The organism is Pseudomonas sp. LBUM1661 (genome assembly GCF_059695925.1).
The window spans coordinates 3155181-3176372 of the sequence record NZ_CP166794.1; the positions used below are offsets into that span (position 1 = coordinate 3155181).

20 protein-coding genes are annotated in these 21192 nt (G+C 61.3%); 10 read left to right on the forward strand and 10 right to left on the reverse strand.

Features of this window, described 5'->3' with window-relative positions:
• Position 1: 1 nt before the first annotated feature.
• Complete coding sequence (locus tag ACA057_RS14490) at positions 2-1237, reverse strand: 3-methyl-2-oxobutanoate dehydrogenase (2-methylpropanoyl-transferring) subunit alpha (protein ID WP_497349417.1); 1236 nt, start codon at positions 1235-1237, stop codon at positions 2-4.
• A gap of 185 nt (positions 1238-1422) precedes the next feature.
• Between ACA057_RS14490 and bkdR the strand changes: the two genes are divergently transcribed.
• Positions 1423-1911 carry a Bkd operon transcriptional regulator BkdR gene (gene bkdR, locus ACA057_RS14495; protein WP_008005367.1) on the forward strand — a complete coding sequence of 163 codons (489 nt, stop codon included), beginning with the start codon at positions 1423-1425 and terminating at the stop codon, positions 1909-1911.
• 172 nt (positions 1912-2083) lie between these two features.
• Here bkdR and ACA057_RS14500 read toward each other — a convergent pair whose 3' ends face one another.
• Positions 2084-2947 (reverse strand): MBL fold metallo-hydrolase, encoded by an 864-nt coding sequence (locus tag ACA057_RS14500; protein ID WP_497349419.1) that lies wholly within the window; start codon positions 2945-2947, stop codon positions 2084-2086.
• A gap of 162 nt (positions 2948-3109) precedes the next feature.
• On the opposite strand from ACA057_RS14500, the gene ACA057_RS14505 reads away from it, so the two are divergent.
• From ACA057_RS14505 to nahK, 4 genes are all read left to right on the forward strand, one after another.
• A complete protein-coding gene (locus ACA057_RS14505) occupies positions 3110-3916 on the forward strand; it encodes a sulfite exporter TauE/SafE family protein (protein WP_497349421.1) in 807 nt (268 codons plus the stop codon).
• A gap of 210 nt (positions 3917-4126) precedes the next feature.
• The gene (locus tag ACA057_RS14510; protein WP_497349423.1) at positions 4127-5311 is read left to right on the forward strand and encodes a porin; all 1185 of its coding nucleotides are present in this window, start codon (positions 4127-4129) and stop codon (positions 5309-5311) included.
• 251 nt (positions 5312-5562) lie between these two features.
• Entirely contained in the window at positions 5563-6726 is a 1164-nt protein-coding gene (gene nosP / locus ACA057_RS14515) for a nitric oxide-sensing protein NosP (RefSeq protein ID WP_497349425.1), read from the forward strand.
• A complete protein-coding gene (nahK, locus tag ACA057_RS14520) occupies positions 6695-9289 on the forward strand; it encodes a hybrid sensor histidine kinase/response regulator NahK/ErcS' (protein WP_497349900.1) in 2595 nt (864 codons plus the stop codon). The genes nosP and nahK overlap by 32 nt, the downstream gene beginning before the upstream one ends.
• A gap of 113 nt (positions 9290-9402) precedes the next feature.
• On the opposite strand, the gene ACA057_RS14525 is transcribed toward nahK, so the two are convergent.
• From ACA057_RS14525 to ACA057_RS14550, 6 genes are all read right to left on the reverse strand, one after another.
• Positions 9403-10068 (reverse strand): response regulator, encoded by a 666-nt coding sequence (locus tag ACA057_RS14525; protein ID WP_401358878.1) that lies wholly within the window; start codon positions 10066-10068, stop codon positions 9403-9405.
• 56 nt (positions 10069-10124) lie between these two features.
• The gene (locus ACA057_RS14530) at positions 10125-10682 is read right to left on the reverse strand and encodes a PQQ-dependent catabolism-associated CXXCW motif protein (protein WP_497349427.1); all 558 of its coding nucleotides are present in this window, start codon (positions 10680-10682) and stop codon (positions 10125-10127) included.
• Between the two features lie 223 nt (positions 10683-10905).
• Positions 10906-11697, reverse strand: coding sequence for an ABC transporter permease (locus ACA057_RS14535; RefSeq protein ID WP_497349429.1), 792 nt, complete (start codon positions 11695-11697; stop codon positions 10906-10908).
• On the reverse strand, positions 11694-12425 hold the full coding sequence (locus ACA057_RS14540; RefSeq protein WP_497349431.1) for an ABC transporter ATP-binding protein: 732 nt from the start codon (positions 12423-12425) through the stop codon (positions 11694-11696). Before ACA057_RS14540 ends, ACA057_RS14535 begins: the two co-directional genes overlap by 4 nt.
• The gene (locus tag ACA057_RS14545) at positions 12422-13381 is read right to left on the reverse strand and encodes a YVTN family beta-propeller repeat protein (protein WP_140679191.1); all 960 of its coding nucleotides are present in this window, start codon (positions 13379-13381) and stop codon (positions 12422-12424) included. Before ACA057_RS14545 ends, ACA057_RS14540 begins: the two co-directional genes overlap by 4 nt.
• Before the next feature lie 39 nt (positions 13382-13420).
• Positions 13421-14605 (reverse strand): ABC transporter substrate-binding protein, encoded by a 1185-nt coding sequence (locus ACA057_RS14550; protein WP_497349433.1) that lies wholly within the window; start codon positions 14603-14605, stop codon positions 13421-13423.
• A 158-nt stretch (positions 14606-14763) separates the two neighbouring features.
• Between ACA057_RS14550 and ACA057_RS14555 the strand changes: the two genes are divergently transcribed.
• From ACA057_RS14555 to ACA057_RS14565, 3 genes are read left to right on the forward strand one after another with little or no spacing between them, the layout of a single operon-like run.
• On the forward strand, positions 14764-14886 hold the full coding sequence (locus tag ACA057_RS14555; RefSeq protein WP_497349435.1) for a hypothetical protein: 123 nt from the start codon (positions 14764-14766) through the stop codon (positions 14884-14886).
• 2 nt (positions 14887-14888) lie between these two features.
• Complete coding sequence (locus ACA057_RS14560; RefSeq protein WP_497349437.1) at positions 14889-16148, forward strand: sensor histidine kinase; 1260 nt, start codon at positions 14889-14891, stop codon at positions 16146-16148.
• Entirely contained in the window at positions 16148-16786 is a 639-nt protein-coding gene (locus ACA057_RS14565; RefSeq protein ID WP_497349439.1) for a response regulator, read from the forward strand. Before ACA057_RS14560 ends, ACA057_RS14565 begins: the two co-directional genes overlap by 1 nt.
• 172 nt (positions 16787-16958) lie before the next feature.
• Here ACA057_RS14565 and ACA057_RS14570 read toward each other — a convergent pair whose 3' ends face one another.
• Both ACA057_RS14570 and exaA read right to left on the reverse strand, forming a co-directional pair.
• Positions 16959-17606: a pentapeptide repeat-containing protein gene (locus tag ACA057_RS14570; protein WP_497349441.1), complete on the reverse strand. Its 648-nt coding sequence runs from the start codon at positions 17604-17606 to the stop codon at positions 16959-16961.
• A 92-nt stretch (positions 17607-17698) separates the two neighbouring features.
• On the reverse strand, positions 17699-19591 hold the full coding sequence (gene exaA / locus ACA057_RS14575; RefSeq protein WP_497349443.1) for a quinoprotein ethanol dehydrogenase: 1893 nt from the start codon (positions 19589-19591) through the stop codon (positions 17699-17701).
• Positions 19592-19844: 253 nt separating this feature from the next.
• Between exaA and pedF the strand changes: the two genes are divergently transcribed.
• Positions 19845-20306, forward strand: a complete 462-nt coding sequence (gene pedF, locus ACA057_RS14580; RefSeq protein ID WP_497349445.1) for a cytochrome c-550 PedF — start codon at positions 19845-19847, stop codon at positions 20304-20306.
• 3 nt (positions 20307-20309) lie between these two features.
• Entirely contained in the window at positions 20310-21188 is an 879-nt protein-coding gene (locus tag ACA057_RS14585) for a substrate-binding periplasmic protein (protein ID WP_497349447.1), read from the forward strand.
• The last annotated feature ends 4 nt before the right edge of the window (positions 21189-21192 follow it).

Here is a 21192-nt window from a genome sequence, read left to right on the forward strand (position 1 = left end):
GTCAGATCCCCAACTCTTGACGCTGGCGCTTCAAGTGCTCCGGCATCTCTTTATAGACGTCTTCGAACATCGTCGCGGCGCTTGGAATCTGGCCGCCGGCGAGGGTGCCGTACTGCTCGGCTTCTTTCTGCGCGGCAATCACTTCGGCTTCCAGTTCAGCGCTGACGGCGACGTGTTCCTCTTCGGACCACTGACCGATTTTCACCAGGTGCTGCTTCAGGCGCGCAATCGGGTCGCCCAACGGGAAGTAGCTCCAGTCGTCGGCAGGACGGTATTTGGACGGATCATCAGAAGTCGAGTGCGGACCGGCGCGGTAGGTGACCCATTCGATCATGGTCGGGCCGAGGTTGCGCCGGGCGCGTTCGGCGGCCCAGGCGGAGGCGGCGTAGACCGCGACGAAATCGTTGCCATCGACCCGCAGGGAGGCAATGCCGCAACCGACGCCACGACCGGCGAACGTGGTGGCTTCACCCCCGGCAATCGCCTGGAACGTGGAGATCGCCCACTGGTTGTTGACCACATTGAGGATCACTGGCGCACGGTAAACGTGGGCGAAGGTGAGGGCGGTGTGGAAGTCGGATTCAGCGGTAGCGCCGTCGCCGATCCAGGCCGAGGCGATTTTGGTGTCGCCCTTGATCGCCGAGGCCATGCCCCAGCCCACGCCTTGTACGAACTGGGTGGCGAGGTTGCCGGAAATAGTGAAGAAGCCGAAGTCTTTGACCGAATACATGATCGGCAACTGACGTCCCTTGAGCGGATCACGCTCGTTGGACAGCAGCTGACAGATCAGGTCCACCAGCGGCACTTCGCGCGCCATCAGGATGCTTTGCTGGCGGTACGTCGGGAAGCACATGTCATCGACGTTCAGCGCCAGGGCCTGGCCGCTGCCGATGGCTTCTTCGCCAAGGCTCTGCATGTAGAACGACATTTTTTTCTGACGCTGGGCGACCACCATGCGGTTGTCATAGATCCGCGTCTTGAGCATGGCGCGCATGCCTTTACGCAGGATCTCGGACGGTACGCCTTCAGCCCAAGGACCCAGGGCGTTGCCTTCGTCGTCGAGCACGCGAATCAGGCCCTTGGCCAGATCAGCGGTGTCGGCCGGTTCAACGTCGATTGGGGGTTTGCGCACCGTGCCGGCGTCGGTCAGACGCAGGTAGGAGAAGTCGGTTTTGCAGCCAGGACGGCCCGATGGTTCGGGAACGTGCAGTTGCAGCGGTTCGTACGCTTGGTTCATGGCTTCTACGCTCGATCTTGTGAATTTCTTGTAGTGAGCTGACAGATTTCCTTCGATAAAAGGAATCTTGTCCTACAACAATAATAGGCCCGGCCCAGAAGAATATTTATCTCTGTTTCGTTGCGCTGGCGATCATTTGAGGATAAATAATCTGTATAAACATAAAAAACAGGTGGTTTTGTCTCATGCGTAAACTGGACCGTACCGATATCGGCATTTTGAACAGCCTTCAAGAGAACGCCCGTATCACCAACGCCGACCTCGCTCGCTCGGTCAACCTGTCGCCGACGCCGTGCTTCAACCGGGTCAAGGCGATGGAGGAATTGGGGCTGATTCGTGAGCAGGTGACCTTGCTGGATGCCGATCTGCTGGGCCTGCACGTGAATGTGTTTATCCACGTCAGCCTGGAGAAACAGGTGGAGGAGGCGTTGCAGCATTTCGAAGAGGCGATCTCGGATCGCCCGGAAGTGATGGAGTGCTATTTGATGGCCGGCGACCCGGACTACTTGATCCGCGTGCTGGTGCCGACGATTCAGTCGCTTGAGCGCTTCATGATGGATTTTTTAACCAAAGTGCCTGGTGTGGCCAACATCCGCTCGAGCTTTGCGCTCAAGCAAGTGCGCTACAAAACCGCGCTGCCGTTGCCCGCCAACGGCCTGACCCTCAACAACTAAGCGATCCCCCTGTAGCAGCTGTCGAGCACCGCGAGGCAGCGTTCGGCGGCGAAGCCGTCGCAAACCCGGTAACCGAGTTCCTTCAGGTTCACCGCAGACGCAGCTTCGCGCTGCTCGACAGCTGCTACGGGTTACGTGTTCGATCGTTCCCATGCGAGGGGACAATCGAACGTCAGAGTTTGTTCAGGGGGATTTTAAGGTACGTGACGCCATTGTCCTCGGGCGGCGGTAGGTTCCCCGCCCGCACGTTCACCTGAATCGCCGGCAGCAGCAGCGTCGGCATGCCCAACCCGGCATCGCGTCCGGTGCGCATGGCGACGAACGCGGCCTCATCAATGCCATCATGCATGTGAATATTGCTTTTGCGCTGCTCACCCACCGTGCTCATGCACTGAGGTTCGCGACCTGCGGGCGGGTAGTCGTGGCAGACATACAGTCGCACGCTGGCAGGAAAGGCCAGCAGTTTGCGGATCGAGGCAAACATCTGGTTGGCGTTGCCGCCGGGGAAGTCGCAACGCGCGGTGCCCACATCCGGCATGAACAGCGTGTCGCCCACCAGAATCACATCGCTGTCGATCAGGTAAGCCATGTCTGCCGGGGTGTGGCCGGGCACATGCAGGGCCGTGGCCTTCAGATTGCCGATGCGGAACGATTCGTCCGGCGCAAACAGATGGTCAAACTGCGAGCCGTCGATACAAAACGCCGGCTCAAGATTGAACAACGCCTTGAACACCCCCTGAACCTTGCTGATCGACTCGCCAATGGCAATCTTGCCGCCCAGCTCCCGGCGCAGGTAAGGCGCGGCGGACAGGTGATCGGCGTGGGCGTGGGTCTCCAGCAGCCATTGCACGTGCAACTGATGTTCACGCACGAAAGCGATGATTTTGTCGGCCTGGGTGGTGGCGGTGCGCCCGGCGGCCGGGTCGTAGTCGAGCACCGGATCGACGATCGCGCATTGACCGCCATCGGCTTCGTAGATCACGTAGCTATAGGTCGAGGAGGAGGGGTCGAGGAAGGCTTCAATCAAGGCGGGCATGGTGGCCGTTTCGAGTGGGACAAGTGTTGAGGGTAGTTTCATTTTCCCTGGGTTGACCAGCCCCGGTTCAATTCAATGAAGGAAAAAAGCTGTACGGGCTCTATCCTGTCACTCAATCGATACCGGGCGTTCCCGGCTTTTTTCGCGGATCACGAGTGTTTTATGTTGCTGGCAAGTTTTTTTGGCGTGGTGATGGGATTGGTGCTCGGCTTGACCGGTGCCGGCGGCGGCATTCTTGCGGTGCCGGCCCTGGTGCTGGGGTTGGGTTGGAGCATGACCCAGGCGGCGCCGGTCGCGCTGTTTGCGGTGGGCAGCGCGGCAGCCGTTGGCGCCATCGACGGTTTGCGGCACGGTCTGGTGCGTTATCGCGCGGCGTTGCTGATCGCACTGTTGGGCGCGATTTTTTCGCCCATCGGCATCTACTTCGCCCATCAGCTGCCGGAAAAAATCCTGATGATTCTGTTCAGTCTGCTGATGGTCATGGTGGCGTGGCGGATGTTGCGTCGCGAGCGCCAGGACGAAGGGCCGAGCGACCACGGCCACGCCAACTGGGGCCAGAAAAACTGCATGCTCGACCAACAGACCGGGCGCTTTTCCTGGACCGCCAAATGCACCGCGACCCTCGCGGCACTCGGTGCGGTGACCGGTGTGGTCTCCGGGCTGCTCGGCGTGGGCGGCGGCTTTCTGATCGTCCCGGCCTTCAAGCAATTGACCGACGTGCAGATGCGCGGGATTGTCGCCACCTCCTTGATGGTGATCAGTTTGATCTCGGCCATCGGCGTGATCGGGGCGTTTCATGCCGGGGTGCGCATCGACGGTTTGGGCGTGACGTTCATCCTCGCGAGCATCGTCGGCATGGTCATTGGCCGCAACCTTTGTGCACGCTTAGCGCCCCGGGTACTGCAAACCGGCTTCGCGTCCATCTGTGTCGTGGTCGCCGCTTACATGCTGTTTAGAGCGGCCATCTAGCCAGTAGCGGTTCCTCTGGATGCCAGTCCGCCGGGCAGGCGTACGCCCTTGGTTCCGGGCCTTGCCGTGGCCCGGTCTTACGCCGAATTTGCCGCGCACCACCGGCCAAACCAAAGCACCTGACAACCGCCTCCAAGGCAGCGTATGACGCCGCCGGTCAGCTTTCGATAATCGCCTCCGACATCCAGTCCCCCCGCTGCGGAGCGCGTCATGCACAACAATAAGAACTTCAAGCATCGTTTCTTGCCGGCCTTCATCGCCAGCCTGTCGACCCTCGGTTTGAGCTCGATCGCCGAAGCCGAGATCATGCTGTACGACAAGGACCAGACCACGTTTTCCACTGACGGTTACATCAACGCCTTCTACGTGAACAGCGATGTCGACCGTGCCGGCGATCAGTACGACCGCAAGCAAGCGCGAGTGAAAATGGGGTATCTGCCCAACTACCTGGGCTTCAACATGGGCAAGCAGATCGATGACCTCAAGCTCGGCGCCCGGTCTTCCTTCTGGGTGACCATCAACGACAGCGAAACCAATGGCACCGACACCGCCATCGACGTGCGGCAGTTCTACGGCACGGTGGCTAACCCTGAGTGGGGCGAAGTGCTGATCGGCAAGGACTTCGGCCTGTTCGCCCGTTCCAACATCCTCCTTGATGAGTTGCTCGCCGGTTACGGCCAGGTCAGCGATACCCTGGGGTTGGTGGACGGTGGCGGGGTGTCGTTCGGCAACATCGGCACGGGTTATCCGTACCCGTTCCCGACGTCGCAGATCACCTACCGCACGCCGGTGATGGAGGGCTTGCGCGTGGCCGTGGGGATCATGGACCCGGTGGACACCAACGACAGCAGCCCGACAGGCAAGGCTTACCAAGAGAACCCGCGTACCGAAAGCGAGATCACCTATCAGTTCGACCTCGCCGGGGCGAAGATCTACAGCTGGGTCAACGGCAGCTACCAGACGTCGGACAATACCGATTCCACCGTCGAGTCCGTCACCTCAAAAGGCGTCGGCTATGGCGTGCAGGCAAAAATGGGCGGCTTGTCCCTCACTGGCTCCGGCTTCCAGGCCAAGGGCATCAACCCGTTCTTCACCAACAACGCCGGTGAGCCGACCCTGCGCAACGTCGACAGCGACGGCTACCTGTTGCAGGGCTCCTACAAACTCGGCAAAAACCGCCTGGCCTTGTCCTACGGCAAGACCAACGACGATGGCAACGGCGTGGTCGGCAGCGGTGCGGACTACGAGACCCGCGGGGTCGCGCTGTTCCATGACATCAACGACAACCTCAAGCTGGTAGCCGAGTACAACCAGTTCGCAATCAACGGCCACGACACCAGCGACCAGAACGAAGACACCGACACCTTCGCAGTGGGGGCGGTGCTGACCTGGTAATCCCACGCCAATCCCTTGTAGGAGCGAGGCTTGCCCGCGAAGAGGCCGTCACATTCAACATTGATGTCGACTGGCACACCGCTTTCGCGGGCAAGCCTCGCTCCTACAGGGGATGTGGGGCGTTTTTTAGATCCGCGATAGACCGGTTCTCATCCCATCGAAGCGGCTACTCGCTACCCAAGTAGCATACGTCGCAGCCCTCAGGCTTCGTACACTCGTGCCTCATACACGCGCACCTGCGGGAGGCGAGAATGCAGCAGGTCCAGAGTGAAGGGGTCGTCAGTGCGATGTCCCAGGCCACCGATGCACAGCAGGTGGCGCAGGAGCTGGCGCGGCAGCTATTGCACCCGCATTTGGGGTTCGTGCTGTTTTTCTGTTCCGCCGAGTACGACTTGCAGGCGCTGGGCCAGGCCTTGCAACAAAGCTTCGGTGGCATTCGACTGGTGGGTTGCACCAGCGCCGGGGAAATCACTCCGTTGGGCTACGGCCGCAATTGCGTGACGGCGGTGGGTTTCGACCATCGGCATTTTTCCATCGACGCTGAACTGATCTGCGAGATGGAGCGCTTCAGCCTGATCGACGCCCAACAAATGGTCGAGCGCCTGGTGAGTGGCTGTCGCAGCAACACCCTGGCGCCGATCAAGGGCAACAGCTTCGCCCTGACCTTGCTCGACGGCCTGTCCAGCCGCGAAGAAATGGTTCTCGCCGCCCTGAGTGCGGCATTGGGCGACATCCCGCATTTCGGCGGTTCGGCCGGCGACGACAACCGCCTGACCCACACCCACGTCTATTGCAATGGCGAGTTCCACAGCGGCGCGGCGGTGGTGGTGCTGGTCAACACTTGGCTGGATTTTGAAGTGTTCACCACCCACCACATCTTGCCGAGGGCGGAAAAACTGGTGGTCACCGGGGCCGACAGCGCCTCGCGCCGGGTCTTCGAACTGAATGCCGAACCCGCCGCCGAAGAGTACGCCCGCCACATCGGCGTGCCCGTCGCGGAGCTCGATCACCGGGTTTTTGCCGCGCACCCCTTGGCCGTGCGGATCAACGATCAGTATTACGTGCGGGCGATCCAGCAGGTTCACCCGGACCTGAGCCTGAGTTTCTACTGCGCGGTGGAAAACGGCATCGTCCTCACGGTCATGACCCCAGGCCCGATGCTGCCGAACCTGCAAACCCTGTTCGAAGGCCTTCAAGAGCGCCTCGGCGACCTGTTGCTGACCATCGGCTGCGACTGTTTTCTCAGGCGTCTGGAACTGGAAGACGGCGGCAGTCTGGAGCAAATCGGAAGTTTTTTGCGTGACCAGCGGGTGATGGGTTTCAACACCTACGGAGAACAGTTCAATGGCATGCACATCAACCAGACCTTCACCGGGGTTGCCATTGCCCGAGGCCGGACCCCTGGACATCGCTGAGCTTCAGGCAGAGGTCGCCAGCCTGCGCCACGACAACCAGAAATTGCAGCGCATCAATAGCGCACTGATCGAGCGGATCGAGTCCGGCATCACCCGTGGCAACGACCCGTACGCGGCGTTCCAGCATTCGGTGGTGCTGGCCGAACAGGTTCGCGAGCGCACCGACGCCTTGAACCAGGCCATGGCCGAACTCAAGTCGGGCAACCACTTGCTCAGAGAAGCGCGCCTGCGGGCCGAAACGGCGCATCAACACTTGATCGATGCCATCGAGAGCATTTCCGACGCCTTTGTGCTGTTCGATGCCGACCAGCGTATCGTCTTGTTCAACAGCCGCTTCAAGGCGTTCTGGGGCAACAGCCGGGTGCGGATTAACGCCGGCATGCGCCTGGCCGAGGTCAAGCGGTTGATGGCCTCTACCGGGTTGTTCACCGAAGAACCCCGTGGGCATGCCGATGAAAACCTGCTCTACCGCCTGCAGAACGGACGCTGGCTGCAAGTCAGCGAACGGCCGACCCAGGAAGGCGGGCGGGTGATCCTGTTCACCGACATCACCGACGTCAAACTCAGTGAAACCGTGCGTCGCGAGCAAGCCGTGGCGCAGAAATCGCATTTGCTGCAACGGGCGGTCGACAACCTGTCCCAAGGCGTGGCGATGGTCAACGCCGAGGGCATTCTGGAACTGTGGAACCGGCGTTTCCTTGAACTCAGCGGACTCGCTCCGGTGGCGGCGCATCGGCCGTTCGCCGAAGTGATCGCCGACAGCGAGTTGAACCTGCTGACCCCGGCCAGCCGCGATCCGAACGGGCGGCACGTGCAGGAATGCGAACAGCGCCTGTACGATGGCCGAGTGCTGGAAATCCGCACCCATCCGTTGCCCACCGGTGGCTTCGTCAACACCTTCACCGACATCACCGAACGCTACCAGCACGCCGAAGCCCTCAGCGAAAGCGAGCGCTGGATTCGCCTGATCACCGACCATGTGCCGGCGTTGATCGCCTACCTCAACGCCGATCTGGTCTACGAGTTCACCAACAAAGTCTACGAAGAATGGTACTGCTGGCCGCGCGGCGTGATGCTCGGGCAGAGCCTGCGCGAAGTGCACAGCGAACAGCATTACCAACGCCTGGAAGCCTACGTGGCGCGAGCGCTGGCCGGTGAGAGCGTGACGTTCGAGTTCGCCGAAACCAACATCAACAATCAGGAGCGCTACATGCTGCGCTCCTACGTGCCCAATCGCCTGGCCACCGGGGAAGTGGTGGGGATCTTCGTGTTGATCCGCGACATCACCGAGCGCCGCCGCACCGCCGAGGCGCTGCACCAGGCTTATCAGAACCTTGAACTGCGAGTGCGCGAACGCACGGCGGAGCTGACCACACTCAATGACCAGTTGCTGCGCGAGATCGATGAACGTCGGCGCATGGAATCGCGCTTGCGCGAAGCCAAACTCGAAGCCGAGCAGGCCAACCTGTCGAAGACCAAATTTCTGGCTGCGGTCAGCCACGATCTGCTGCAACCGCTGAATGCTGCGCGGCTGTTTACCAGTGCGCTGATGGAGCGCCGCGAACCGGTGGCCAACGCGATTCTGGTGCGCAATGTCAGCAATTCCCTGGAAGACGTGGAAAACCTGCTGGGCACATTGGTGGACATTTCCAAACTGGATGCCGGGGTCATCAAGGCTGACATCGCGCCGTTTGCCCTCAGCGAGTTGCTGGAAAACCTCGCCGCCGAATACACCCACGTGGCCCGTAGCGAAGGGCTGCAACTGCATTTCATCCCGTGCTCGGCGCTGGTGCGCAGCGACATTCAACTGCTGGCGCGGATTCTGCGCAATCTGCTGAGCAACGCCATTCGCTACACCTACAGCGGTCGCGTGGTGCTCGGTTGCCGACGTCATCATCAGCGGCTGTCGATTGAAGTCTGGGACAGCGGCATGGGCATCGCGGAAAACCGTCTGGAGGAGATTTTCCAGGAGTTCAAGCGCGGTGACGTGCAACGTCCGGATCAGGATCGCGGTTTGGGCCTGGGGCTGGCGATCGTGGAGAAGATTGCCGGGATTCTCGGGCACCGGATTCATGTGCGTTCGTGGCCGGGCAAGGGCTCGATGTTCTCGGTTGAAGTGCCTTTGAGCGCGACCGCCCCGAAGGCGCTGCCGAGTCTGGTCATGAGTGAGCCGATGCTTGAGCGTCTGCGCGGCGCGCGGGTGTGGGTGCTGGACAACGACGCGGCGATTTGCGCCGGCATGCGCACCTTGCTGGAAGGGTGGGGGTGTTTGGTGGTGACGGCGTTGTCGGAGCAGGACCTGGCGCGGCAAGTGGACAACTACCATCAAGAGGCCGACCTGCTGATCGCCGATTATCACCTGGATGACGATCAGAACGGCGTGGACGCCGTGGCGCGGATCAATGCCCGGCGTGGCTCCGCGATTCCGGCGATGATGATTACGGCCAATTACAGCAATGAACTGAAACTGCAGATTCGCGAGCTGGGCCACACGTTGATGCATAAGCCGGTGCGGCCGATGAAGCTCAAGACGGCGATGAGTCATTTGCTCGGCAGGCCTTGAGGCTTCTGGTGTTTGTGCTGGCCTCTTCGCGAGCAAGCCCGCTCCCACATTTGATTTGAGGTGAACTCGGTCAAATGTGGGAGCGGGCTTGCCCGCGAAGGGCGCAACGCCGTCTAGCGCCGTAGATAAGACCCGAAATCAATATCCCCGGCGCTCAGGATTGCCTGCACCCGGTTGTGCACATTGAGTTTGCGCAGGATCGCCGAGACATGCGCCTTGACCGTGGTTTCGGCGATTTCCAGGGTGTAGGCGATCTGTTTGTTCGACTCGCCCTTGGTCATGCGCTCCAGCACCAGCAACTGCTTGCGGGTCAAGGCCTGGAGCAGTTCAGTCGGGAAGCTCGGGTTGTCGTTCATGCGGCGGTGGGTGCCGGGTTTTTGCGTGCGGATGATATCCGGCGGCAAGTAGACATTGCCGTTGAGAATCTGCTGGATGGCCTCGGTCATCTGCACCCGTGGCGAGGATTTGGTGATGAAACCCACCGCGCCATACGTGATGGCTTGCAGCACGATCTGTTTGTCCTGCTCGGCCGAGACGATCACCACCGGAATGGTCGGCGCCTCGTTGCGCAGGTTGATCAGGCCATTGAGGCCATGCATGCCGGGCATGTTCAGGTCGAGCAGGATCAAGTCCAGGTCGTCGTGGTCCTGCGTCAGCGCCAGGGCGCTGTCGAGGTCAGCGGTTTCCATCACTTCGCTGCCGGGGAAACCGTCGCTGATGACGTTATGGATGGCTTCGCGAAACAGCGGGTGATCGTCGGCAATCAGAATTTTGTACATAGCCTTTCACCTCATTATTTTGATTATGGTGTGGCAACAGCTCGCAAGCGTAAAGATCAGGGAAAGGGCTCGGGCTGGGCCGGCACCACGGGCAGGTTTGCCGCTTGCCAGGCATCCAGGCCATCGCGGTACCAATACAGTGTTTTATAGCCCATGGCGGCGGCGCGCCTGACCGCGTTCCAGCTCAACCAACAATCAGAGCGGCAGTAGAAGACCAGCGGTTGCGCGCGATCGCCTGCGGTCAATGCGTTCAGTTTACGCGCAAAGTAGTCCCGCCAGTCGGGCGTCAGGTCACCGTCGCCGGTGTTGGCCAGCCAATGGCTGCCGGGCAGGTTCTCGTGGGGCTGGTCTTCGATGAAACGGCCTTGCAGCCATTGGCGGCGATAGACATCGATCAGCACCGGACGCGGGGTTTGGGTCAGCAGGGTTTGCAGGGCGGCGGTGTCGACGATGGCCGCACCGTCCAGTTGATTCGGCGTTGGGCTGCGGTACAGACCGATGCGGTAGCCGTCAGCGGAGAACAGCGGGGTTTCGGCGTGCGCGGCGCCCAGCAACAGGCTCAGCGACAGCACAGCGAGCGAAGGGCGCAGCAGACAACGTCGGGCACGCGGCATGGGGTTCAATCCTTATAGTTATGAACCCATTACATGCCAGTCGCGGTGCGATTGGAATGCGACGATAGACAGGAAAACCGGTACTAAAGTAGTAATTTCACCGTGTCCAATGGAGATCCCTGTGGGAGCGGGCTTGCCCGCGATGAGGCCAGAACATTCAATATTGATGTCAACTGAACTGACGCTATCGCGGGCAAGCCCGCTCCCACAGGGGGCATGGTGATCAGTTGGATTTGCGTAGGGCGGCGTGTTGCGGGTTGAAGGTGAGTACCGCGAGCAATGAAAAGACCAGCGTCAAGCCCACGCATACCCCGAGCGCCAATGGGTTGAAGCGTTCATATAAGGCAAACCGAACCAGCTCCACCGCATGCGTGAACGGATTCAACGCGCACAACCAGTACAACCACTCGCTGGATTCGCGCATTTTCCACAGCGGGTACAACGCCGACGACAGGAAAAACAGCGGGAAGATCACGAAATTCATCACCCCGGCGAAGTTCTCCAACTGGCGGATCGCGTTGGACAGCAGCAGGCCCAGCGCGCTGAGCATCAACGCCACCAGCAACAACGCCGGCAAGGCGATCAACAAACCCATGGCCGGCGGCTGCACACCATATAGCCAGGCAATCGCCAGAAAGGCATACACCTGCAACAGCGAAATCAACGAGGTGGCCAATAACTTGCTGCACAGCAGGAAGGTCCGGGGCAGGGGGCTGGTCAGCAGCACGCGCATGCTGCCCATCTCGCGGTCGTAGACCATCGACAGCGAACCTTGCATGCCGTTGAACAGCAGAATCATGCAGGCCAGCCCAGGGATGATGTAGACCTCGTAGGGAATGTAGGTGTCGTAAGGCTCGATGATCGCGATCCCGAGGGCCGCGCGGAAACCGGCGGCGAACACCAGCAGCCACAGCAGCGGCCGCACCAGCGCACTGAGAAACCGCGTGCGCTGCAACACAAAACGCAGCCATTCGCGCAGGACGATGCCGCTGAAACATTGCCAGTAAGCGTTCATCGGACGGCTCCAGCGGTGGTCAGGCGAGCGAAGGCCGAGCCGAGGTCGCCGCCGTGCTCCAGGCTCAGCGCATCGGCCTGTCCGCTGGCGACCAAGCGGCCCTGATGGAGAATCAGCAAGTCATCGCTGGGCTGCACTTCATCCAGTAAGTGAGTGGTCCAGAGCACGCTGATGTTTTGCTCGCGGCACAGGCTGCGGATGTGTTGATTGAGCGCTAACCGACTGGCCGGGTCGAGGCCGACGCTGGCTTCGTCGAGCAGCAGCAAGCGCGGTTCATGGAGCAAGGCGCGGGCGATTTCCACTCGGCGACGGTGGCCGCCATTGAGTTCGCGCACTCGCTCGCGACGGCGCTCGGTCAGGGCCTGACGCGCCAGTTCGGCGTCGACCCGCAAGCCGGTCTGGCGCCGTGACATGCCATGCAGCGCCGCGTGATAACGCAGGTTTTGCTCGACGCTGAGGTCCAGGTCGAGGGTGCTTTGCTGGAACACTACGCCCAGTTGCTTGAGCGCTGGCCGCGCCGCGTTGCGCAGTGAACAGCCGCCGACCGAAATATCTCCGCGCTGTAAATCATACAGCCGGGTCAGCAGGGCGATCAGTGTCGACTTACCCGCGCCGTTCGGCCCCAACAGCGCCGCGAAACGTCCGGGCGCCAGGCTGAAATTCACCTGGCGCAAGGCCTCGCGCGCGCCATAAGCAAAGCTCAGGTCGCTGACATCCAGTGCGTTCATGGCGTCACCACCACGCCCCACGGATAACGCCCGACCTTGATCGATTTGGTCACCTTGAGGCTGTCGACATCAATCACCGACACATCGCCGCTGACGCCATTGGTGGCGAGCAATTGCTTTTGATCCGGGGTAAATGACATCTGCCAGACGCGCCGACCGACCAGCAGATAGTCGAGGATTTCGAAGGTCTTGGCATCGATCACTGCCACATGATTCGCTGGGCCCAGCGCGACGAAACCGTACTTGCCGTCGGCGCTGAGCTTGATGCCCACCGGTTGGACCTTGTCCGGGTGCACGCCCTTGATCTGGAAAGTCAGGGTCTTGAGGATCTTGCGCGTCGCCACGTCGAGAATGGTCACCGTGCCGCCGATCTCCGCCGACGCCCAGAGCTTCGAACCGTCCGGGGTGAACTCGACGAAGCGCGGGCGCTGATCCACCAGCGTGCTGTCGGCCAGGGTCTGGGTGCTGGTGTCGATCCAGTGCAGCATGTTGGTGGTTTCGCTGGTGTTCACCGCCCATTTGCCATCGGGGCTGACGGCCATGCCTTCGGGCTCGACGCCGACGTTGATCTGGCTCAGCACCTTGGAGGTTTCGGTGTCGATCACCGTCACCAGCGCATCGTCCTCGTTGGAAACGTACAACCAACGGTTGTTGGGGTGCAGGGCAAATTGCTCGGGGTCCTTGCCCGACGGCAGCTCCTTGATGATCTTTCGCGTGGCCACGTCCATCACCTGCACCCGGTCCGAATCGCTGGCGCAGATGTACAGCAGCTTGTTGTCATGGGACAGCAGCAGGCCGCGCGGGCGCTGGCCGACGGGTAGGGTGTCGGTGACTTGCAGAGTCTGCAGGTCGATCAGGCTCAGGCTGTTGTCCTTTTCGTTGGAGACCCAGGCGGTGCTGGCCGCGGCGTGCCCGGCGGCGAGCAAGAGGGCGCAAGAGAGCAGGGTGCGGCGCATGGCAGATTCCTTGTTGTTGTATTTGTCATGGATCAGGGACTAGGGAAAGCGGCAGCTGACCTCGGGCTTGTCGTAACCCAGGCTGTCCATTTCGTTGAAGGGGTGCAGGAAACCGTCCTGGGGCGACGTGCTGACCAGCGCGCGGGGCTGGACGATGGGGATCGGTTGGCGCAACTGGCCATTCCACGGCCGATAACTGAGCTTGCGGCCCTTGAAACCGTCCAGCGGCAGTTGATCGCTGATCTCAAGCGTACGGATCGCCATCGGATCGACCTGGCGCAGTTTGCTCACCGCGCTGGCGATGCTGCGCACGGCGATCCACGCGGCGAAATCGCGGTCGTTCATCCAGCGCCCGGCCAGGGCTTCAAAGCGTTTCTGCAATTGCGCGGCGCCGTAGGTTTCCACGGTTTTGTGCCAGCCCACCGGGGTCAGGCCCTGGGTGCCGGCGACCGGGCGGGGATACCAGGTCTGGTAGGGCACGTATTCGCCAAAGTCACCGCGTTCATCGGCCACCAGCACCACGTCGTACTCGGCGGTTTGGGTGAACAGCGGCATGTCGGCCTGGGCGCTACGGCGCTGATCGTTGTCGAAGCTCCAGGCTTTTTCCGCCACCAGTTTCAGCCCGAAGCGTTTCGCGGCGCGGCGCAGGGCGGCGGCATAGGCTTGATCGTCCGGCGTCGGGCCGACGATCAGCAACGCCCGCTGCCATTTGCGCACCACCAGGAATTGCGCCAGCGCATCGGCGAGCATCGCCCGGCTCGGCAAGCTGTGCAGCACGTTCGGCAGGCAATCGGTGGTGCGCAGGCTGTCGTCGGGGCTGCCGGCGTTGAACAGCAAACTGTCGGGCAACGCGGCACTGAGTTGGCGCAGGCTGGCGGCCGGCGCGTTCACCACAAACAAACGCAGGCCCTGTTCATGCTGGGCCTTCGCCGCTTCGAGCAGCGCATCCGCCGTGTCGACGTTAGCGCTGACCAGGTTGTAACTCTGATTGAGAAAGCGCCCGGTGCTGTTGCTGTCGGTGATCGCCAGTTCGGCGCCGCGCAACCCGGCATCGACCGGCTCGGGAATGATGTTCGACAGCAGCGGGCCCGGATCGGGGCGATAGCCGAGGTAGCCGATCTGCACCTGCAACGGCGCGTCGGCAGCCTGGCTCTGGGTCGCCAGCCCGGCGGCGCAGGCAATCGCCAGCAGGTAGATCAGGGCGTAAGGGGCAAGCTGGCGCATAAGGCACTCCGTTACAGGTAGCGCCAGCATAGGAAGCCTGCGAGGCAGAATGAAATATGCAGAAAGTACCGCTCAGGCAGTACCAAGGTAGTAACTCATCTGAGGCGGCGCGGTTTTAGCATGGGTTTCAACGGCCATCACTGTGAAGGAGATCGACCATGCGTATTATCAAGGCGCTGCTCCTGCCGTTGTTGCTGATTCTGACGTTGATCGGCGTCGACAAATTGCATGGCCCGCGACCGACGCTGGTGCAGGTCTTGCCCGCGACACCGGGGCGCTAGGGGTGTCGGCCCTGTGGCGGATCAACCTCTGGGTGTGCGGCTTTTTCGCCCTGGTCACCTTGGCGTGCATGGGGTTGCTGGTGCACCAGGCGGTGGAGGATGTGGAGCGTGAGCTGCAATCCGCCGAAGCGGTGGTCGAGTACCTGAGCGAAACCGCCGAGCGCGACCCCGGTAGCCTGCAACCGAGACTGACGAGCAGCCTGCGGCATGTGCGGGTGCGCTGGCTGGCGCCGGGCGAGGCGGCGCGGTTGCCGGTGCAGGATGGATTGGATGCCTGGCTCGGGCGTTTATTGTTCGCCGACGCCCGGCACAGTGTGCGGGTGCTGAATTTGCAGGAGGGGCGACGGGTGCAGATCGCGGTCGATCCGCGAGATGAGATCGATGAAATCTGGGATTCCTTGCAACAGCTGCTGAGCCTCTGTGGGCTGGCGTTGTTGTTGAGTCTGTTGACCATCCGCTGGGCCGTGCGCCGGGGCATGGGCCTGCTCGACGAATTGTTGCGCGCCTTGCAGCAGGTCTCGGGCGGGCAGCTCAATGTGCGATTGCGGGCTGAAGGATTGCCGGAGGCGCGGCAGCTGGCGACGCATTTCAACCGTATGACCGCTGCTTTGGAGCAGGCTCGCGCCGACAACACCCAGCTGACCCAGACGCTGTTGGCGGTTCAGGAGCAGGAACGCACTCATCTGGCGCAGACCCTGCACGACGACCTCGGCCAATACCTGGCGGGCATTCGCGCCCAGGCCTGTTTGTTGCGGCTGGTGGCGGATCAGCCCTTGGTGGTGGAACGCACGGCGCGTGAGCTGGAACACCATTGCGAACACTTGCAGCAGGGCTTTCGGGCGCTGGTTCACGATCTCTATCCGGTGGTGCTGCAACACTTGCCGTTGGCTGAAGCCTTAGGGTTGCTGGTCGAGCAGTGGCAGGGCCGGCAGGGGATCGATTGCCGGCTGCGGGTCAGCACAGATTTGCCGGCGCTGTCGGTGTCGGACAAAACCCATCTCTATCGTTTGTTGCAGGAAGCGTTGACCAACATCGCCCGGCATGCCGATGCGAGCCAGGTGCGGGTTCGCCTGCAACATCGAGGCGGGCGTTTGCGGTTGCTGATTCGTGATAACGGTCGCGGTGCACAGCAACCTCAGCGGCCGGGTGTGGGTTTGTATTCGATGTTCGAACGCGCCCGCAGTCTTGGTGGCGAGTTGCGAATCATCAGTCACCCCGGTGCCGGTTGGGCGCTGGCCTTGAACGTGCCTTTGGAGGTGTGATGAATATTTTGTTGGTCGATGACCATGCGGTGGTTCGCCAAGGGTATGCCAGCCTGTTGCGGGCGTTGTTGCCGGCGATGGACGTGCGTGAGGCGGCCACGGGGGAGGAGGCGTTGTTGCGGGTTCAAGAGGCTGTGCCGAACCTGGTGATCATGGATTTTGGGTTGCCGGGGATCAGTGGGCTGGAGACTACGCGGCGGTTGCGTCAGCGTTTGCCGCAGCTGCGGGTGCTGTTTTTCAGCATGCACGATGAGTTGCCGTTGGTGCGCCAGGCATTGGACGCTGGGGCTTCGGGGTATCTGACCAAGAGTTCGGCGCCGGAGGTATTGATTGAGGCGGTGCGGCGGATTCTTGCGGGTCATGCCTATATTGAACAGCCATTGGCGACTCAATTGGCGTGCAATCCGCAACAGGACGCCAGTGATCCGCGTTTGCAGAGCATGACTCAGCGTGAGTTGGAGATTTTCGTGATGCTCGCCAAGGGCACGCCGGCGCGGGTGATTGCCGAGCAGTTGAGTATCAGCAGCAAGACTGTTTCGAATCATCTGACGTTGTTGAAGAGTAAGTTGCAGGTGAGTTCTCATGCTGAGTTGGTGCATTTGGGGATTGATATGGGGGTGGTGCGGGTGGCTGGCTGAGCTGGTTTTTTGATCGGAGCAGCGCCCAAATGTACGCATTCTCCTGTAGGAGCGAGCCTGCTCGCGATGGCCGTCAACGATGACGCGTTTTAACGGGATAAGCGCGGTGCCTGTGGGTCCATCGCGAGCAAGCTCGCTCCTGCAGGACTTATGCGTCAGCCGGTAAGGTGAGTCACTTATTCCAACTCGTTGGACACCCCGAACAGCCCTCCATATTCGCATCCTGGAAATTCGCATAATGCTGTCGCGCACCGCTCAGGTTCGCGTGTTCCAGATTACTTTCGCCAAACTTGGCCTCTTGCAGATTGGCGTCACCAAGATTGGCCCCCTTGAGATCCGCCTTGCTCAACCAGGTCATCTCCAGATCCGCCGCCCGCAGATTGGCGTTGTGCAATTTAGCCCCGGAGAGCCGGGCAAATTGCAGGTAAGCCCCACTGAGATTGGCGTCCTGAAACTGCGCGCCCTGGGCAAACAGCCCCCAACCCTGGATCGCCATCAACGTCGCGCCCGTGAGGTCTGCCAAACGCAGGTTGCTTTGTTGCAGGCTGGCGCGCGTCAGGTTGGCGCCTTGCAGCTGGGCCTTTTCCAGGTTGGCGAGGTCCAGTCGAGCGTGACGCAGGTCGGCATCGCGCAAGTCGGCGCCGCTGAGGTTCATGTTGCGCAGGTCCTGATTGCTCAGGTTGGCGCCTTTGAGATTGGCACCGGGGCATTGGCTGTGGTCGGCGATGGTGCAGCCGTTGATAATCAGCGGGGTGTCTTCGCCGTCGTCGGCGTAAGCGGGGGAAAAGGTCAAGAGCAGTACAAAAGACAGGTATTTCATCACGAGGCCTCTAAATGGTTTCACGTAGCAGCTGTCGAGTGAAACGAGGCTCGACAGCTGCTACGTGAGTCGTATCGGCAAGGTAGGTGGCGTTATTTCTGAGCGGTTTTCGTATCCCAACTCGGAATCTTGAACACCCAGAACGCCCCGCCCTGAGCCACCGGTTTGGTCAGCTCGGCCATGTCGCCACCCCACAACGGCACCGCGCCGCCATAGCCAACGGTCACGCCGACGTACTGCTCGCCATCCTGCTCCCAGGTGATCGGCGGCGAGACGATGCCGCTGCCGGTCTGGAACTTCCACAGTTCCTCACCGGTTTTCGCATCGAAGGCCTTGAAGAAACCGTCGCCGGTCCCGGTAAACACCAGGTTGCCCTTGGTCGCCAACACGCCGGCCCACAGCGGCAGCGCTTCCTTGTGTTCCCAGACCACTTTGCCGGTGGTGGGGTTCATCGCGCGCAGGGTGCCGACGTGATCGTCGTACATGCGCTTGATGCGAAAACCCATGCCCAGGTACGCCGAGCCTTTCTTGTAGTTGACCTCTTCGGTCCAGTATTCCTCTTTCCACTGGTTGCCCGGGATGTAGAACAGGCCGGTGTCCTGGCTGTACGCCATCGGGTTCCAGTTCTTGCCACCGAGGAACGGCGGCGAGACTTCCACCGATTTGCCCTTGGTCTCGCCGGGCAACGGTTTGGCCGGACGCTGACCCGGATTCTCAACCGGCTTGCCGGTCTTGAGGTCGATGTGGCTGGCCCAAGTAATGTTGTCGACGAAGGGGAAGGCGTTCTGCAATTTGCCGTTGTTGCGATCCACCACATAGAAGAAACCATTGCGGTCCGCGTGTCCGGTGGCTTTCACCGTTTTGCCGTCCTTGTCCTTGTAATCGAACAGCACCAGCTCGTTGTTGCCGGAGAAATCCCAAGCATCGTTCGGTGTGTGCTGGTAGAACCATTTCACCTCGCCAGTGCTTGGATCGACGCCCACCTGGCCCGAGGTGTAGAGGCTGTCGTAGTCGTGCGGGTTGCCGTCCTTCGAGGTGCGCGCCCAGGTATTCCACGGGCCAGGGTTGCCGGCACCGACGATGATGGTGTTGGTTTCCGGATCGAAACTGGCGCTCTGCCAAGGCGCGCCGCCGCCGTGGCTCCAGGCTTCGACCTTGCCGGTTTCGGTGGTGGGATCGTCGGGCCAGGACGGCGCCTTGACGTCACCGGTGGTGGTGCTGTCCTTGCCGTTCAACCGGCCCATGTGACCCTCGACGAAAGGCCTCATCCAGACTTCTTCGCCGGTGTCCGGATCGCGGGCAAACAGCTGCCCGACCACGCCGAACTCATCGCCGGAGCTGCCGTGGATCAGCAGCACCTTGCCAGTGGTTTTGTCTTTGATCAGCACCGGGGCGCCGGTCATGGTGTAGCCGGCGGCGTGGTCGCCGAATTTCTTGTTCCAGACCACTTTGCCGGTGTTCTTGTCGAGGGCGATCAGCCGCGCATCGAGGGTGCCGAAGTATATTTTGTCGCCATAGATCGCGGCGCCGCGATTGACCACGTCGCAGCACGGGCGAATGTTGTCCGGCAGGCGATGGTTGTAGGTCCACAGGCGCTTGCCGGTCTTGGCGTCGAGGGCAAATACCCGCGAATAGGAACCGGTGACGTAGACCACGCCGTCGCTGACGATGGCCTGGGATTCCTGGCCGCGCTGCTTCTCGTCACCGAACGAGTAGGACCAGGCCGGCGTCAGCTTGAACACGTTCTTGTCGTTGACCTGGGCCAACGGGCTCCAGCGCTGGGCGTTGGTGCCCATGCCGTATTGCAGCACATCCTTGGTGGTCAGGTGATCGTTGGCGATGTCTTCCCAGGAGACGTTGCGGGTCGGCGTGACCGGTGCGGTTGCGCCGTGGCTGACCGCGCTCAGGGACAGGCTGCCCACCAGCAGAAAAGCCTGCACGGCGATAGACAGAGGGGAAAGGGCGGGTAGCGATCTTATTGTCATGGTTGCAGTTCCCAGTGGAGGTTTTGGCCTGCACAGGGTGGTGCGCGCTGCCGTTGCCGGATACGGAAAAAGTCCCGCTGTCGCCGGGAATAATTCCCAAACGGCAGCTGAATTGGGTGTGCGCCACAAGCCCTACTACCAAGGTACTGGGTGGCGGCCACCAAAGCAGCATGGGGCTTGCGCGAAGTCGTTCCTAAGATGGGTGCCATAGCCTCTTCAAAGAGGTTTTGCGTGCAATCCTGAGGGCATAACAATGACAACAAAACGCAACGCCTTACTCGTTGCCGGACTGCTGGCCGGTTTTATCAGCGCAGGTTCCGTCTGGGCCCACGGCAACGTGGTGCCTCAGGCCGTTGCCACGACAGGCCTGACCTCGATCAAGGATTCCGGGGTGCCGGTCGATGCCGATGGTTGGGCGTCGGTGAACCCTTATCGCACCTCACCGGAACATGACAAGGCCGTGGAAATCGGTTCCTCCGCCTACAACCAGAACTGCGCGGCGTGTCATGGCCTGGAAGCCAAGTCCGGTGGCATCGCCCCGGATCTGCGCATGCTCGATGTCGCTGACGCCGGGGATGAATGGTTCGTCGAACGCGTGCGCCACGGCGCGGTGCGTGATGGCCGGGTCTACATGCCGAAGATGGCTGACTACTTGAGCCAGGAAGCCTTGTGGGCGGTACGCACCTACCTGGATAGCGTTCACGTCGAGGAGTAACCCATGCGCCTGCTCGCTGTGTTGATCAGCGCTGCGCTGCTGTGCTGCCAGATGGTGCAGGCGCAGGTTCGCACCTATGACGAAATGATCGCCGCCGGGGAACTGAAAGTGGCGGTCTACAAGGACTTCGCCCCCTACAGTTTTGAAGACGCCGGCCAGCCGCGAGGCGTTGATGTCGAGCTCGCCCAGGCACTGGCCAAGTCGCTAGGCGTGCAGTTGAAACTGATCTGGGCACCGGCCGGCGAAAAACTCGACGACGACCTGCGCGACTACATCTGGCGCGCCAGTCAGTTGCACGATCAGCAACTGGCCGACCTGATGATGCGCGTGCCGTACGACCGCGATTACGCACAAAAACGCAATGAACTGGGTGAGCTGGAAAACGGCCACGTGGTGATGTTCGGGCCGTACCAGAACGAACAATGGCAAGTCGCCTACGACCGCCGTCGGCTGGACAAGGTCGGCAGCGTCGCGGTGTTCGAGCAGCACCCGATCGGCGTTGAAGTCGACAGCGTGCCGTCGTTTTACCTGACCTCGGTGTTCAACGGCATGCTCGCCGCCAAGACTCACCACTATCCCGGCGTGCCCCAGGCCTTTGCGGCGATGAAAGCCGGCGAAGTCGATGCGGTGATGGCCATGCGCGGCGAGATCGACTGGCAGGTTCACGAAGCGGCCGACCCGCAAGTGGCACTGGCGGAAAACGCCTACCCGAACATGGGCAAGCAGCTTTGGGAAATCGGCATGGCGGTGCACGAAAGCAACCGTCAGCTGGCGTATGCCGTGGAAGAGGCGCTGGAAGGCCTGATCCGCGAGGGCTCGGTCAAGACGATTTATGGCCATTACGGCCTGCGCTATGACGTGCCCGAGATGTATCAACAGTGAATTG

Coding starts and splice junctions, on each gene's coding strand:
- exaA (WP_497349443.1), bottom strand. CDS start 19,591: ATGACAATAAGATCGCTACCCGCCCTTTCCCCTCTGTCTATCGCCGTG.
- nosP (WP_497349425.1), top strand. CDS start 5,563: ATGCAGCAGGTCCAGAGTGAAGGGGTCGTCAGTGCGATGTCCCAGGCC.
- ACA057_RS14565 (WP_497349439.1), top strand. CDS start 16,148: ATGAATATTTTGTTGGTCGATGACCATGCGGTGGTTCGCCAAGGGTAT.
- bkdR (WP_008005367.1), top strand. CDS start 1,423: ATGCGTAAACTGGACCGTACCGATATCGGCATTTTGAACAGCCTTCAA.
- ACA057_RS14500 (WP_497349419.1), bottom strand. CDS start 2,947: ATGCCCGCCTTGATTGAAGCCTTCCTCGACCCCTCCTCCTCGACCTAT.
- ACA057_RS14505 (WP_497349421.1), top strand. CDS start 3,110: ATGTTGCTGGCAAGTTTTTTTGGCGTGGTGATGGGATTGGTGCTCGGC.
- ACA057_RS14570 (WP_497349441.1), bottom strand. CDS start 17,606: ATGAAATACCTGTCTTTTGTACTGCTCTTGACCTTTTCCCCCGCTTAC.
- ACA057_RS14550 (WP_497349433.1), bottom strand. CDS start 14,605: ATGCGCCAGCTTGCCCCTTACGCCCTGATCTACCTGCTGGCGATTGCC.
- ACA057_RS14545 (WP_140679191.1), bottom strand. CDS start 13,381: ATGCGCCGCACCCTGCTCTCTTGCGCCCTCTTGCTCGCCGCCGGGCAC.
- ACA057_RS14540 (WP_497349431.1), bottom strand. CDS start 12,425: ATGAACGCACTGGATGTCAGCGACCTGAGCTTTGCTTATGGCGCGCGC.
- ACA057_RS14510 (WP_497349423.1), top strand. CDS start 4,127: ATGCACAACAATAAGAACTTCAAGCATCGTTTCTTGCCGGCCTTCATC.
- ACA057_RS14535 (WP_497349429.1), bottom strand. CDS start 11,697: ATGAACGCTTACTGGCAATGTTTCAGCGGCATCGTCCTGCGCGAATGG.
- ACA057_RS14585 (WP_497349447.1), top strand. CDS start 20,310: ATGCGCCTGCTCGCTGTGTTGATCAGCGCTGCGCTGCTGTGCTGCCAG.
- ACA057_RS14525 (WP_401358878.1), bottom strand. CDS start 10,068: ATGTACAAAATTCTGATTGCCGACGATCACCCGCTGTTTCGCGAAGCC.
- pedF (WP_497349445.1), top strand. CDS start 19,845: ATGACAACAAAACGCAACGCCTTACTCGTTGCCGGACTGCTGGCCGGT.
- ACA057_RS14530 (WP_497349427.1), bottom strand. CDS start 10,682: ATGCCGCGTGCCCGACGTTGTCTGCTGCGCCCTTCGCTCGCTGTGCTG.
- ACA057_RS14555 (WP_497349435.1), top strand. CDS start 14,764: ATGCGTATTATCAAGGCGCTGCTCCTGCCGTTGTTGCTGATTCTGACG.
- ACA057_RS14490 (WP_497349417.1), bottom strand. CDS start 1,237: ATGAACCAAGCGTACGAACCGCTGCAACTGCACGTTCCCGAACCATCG.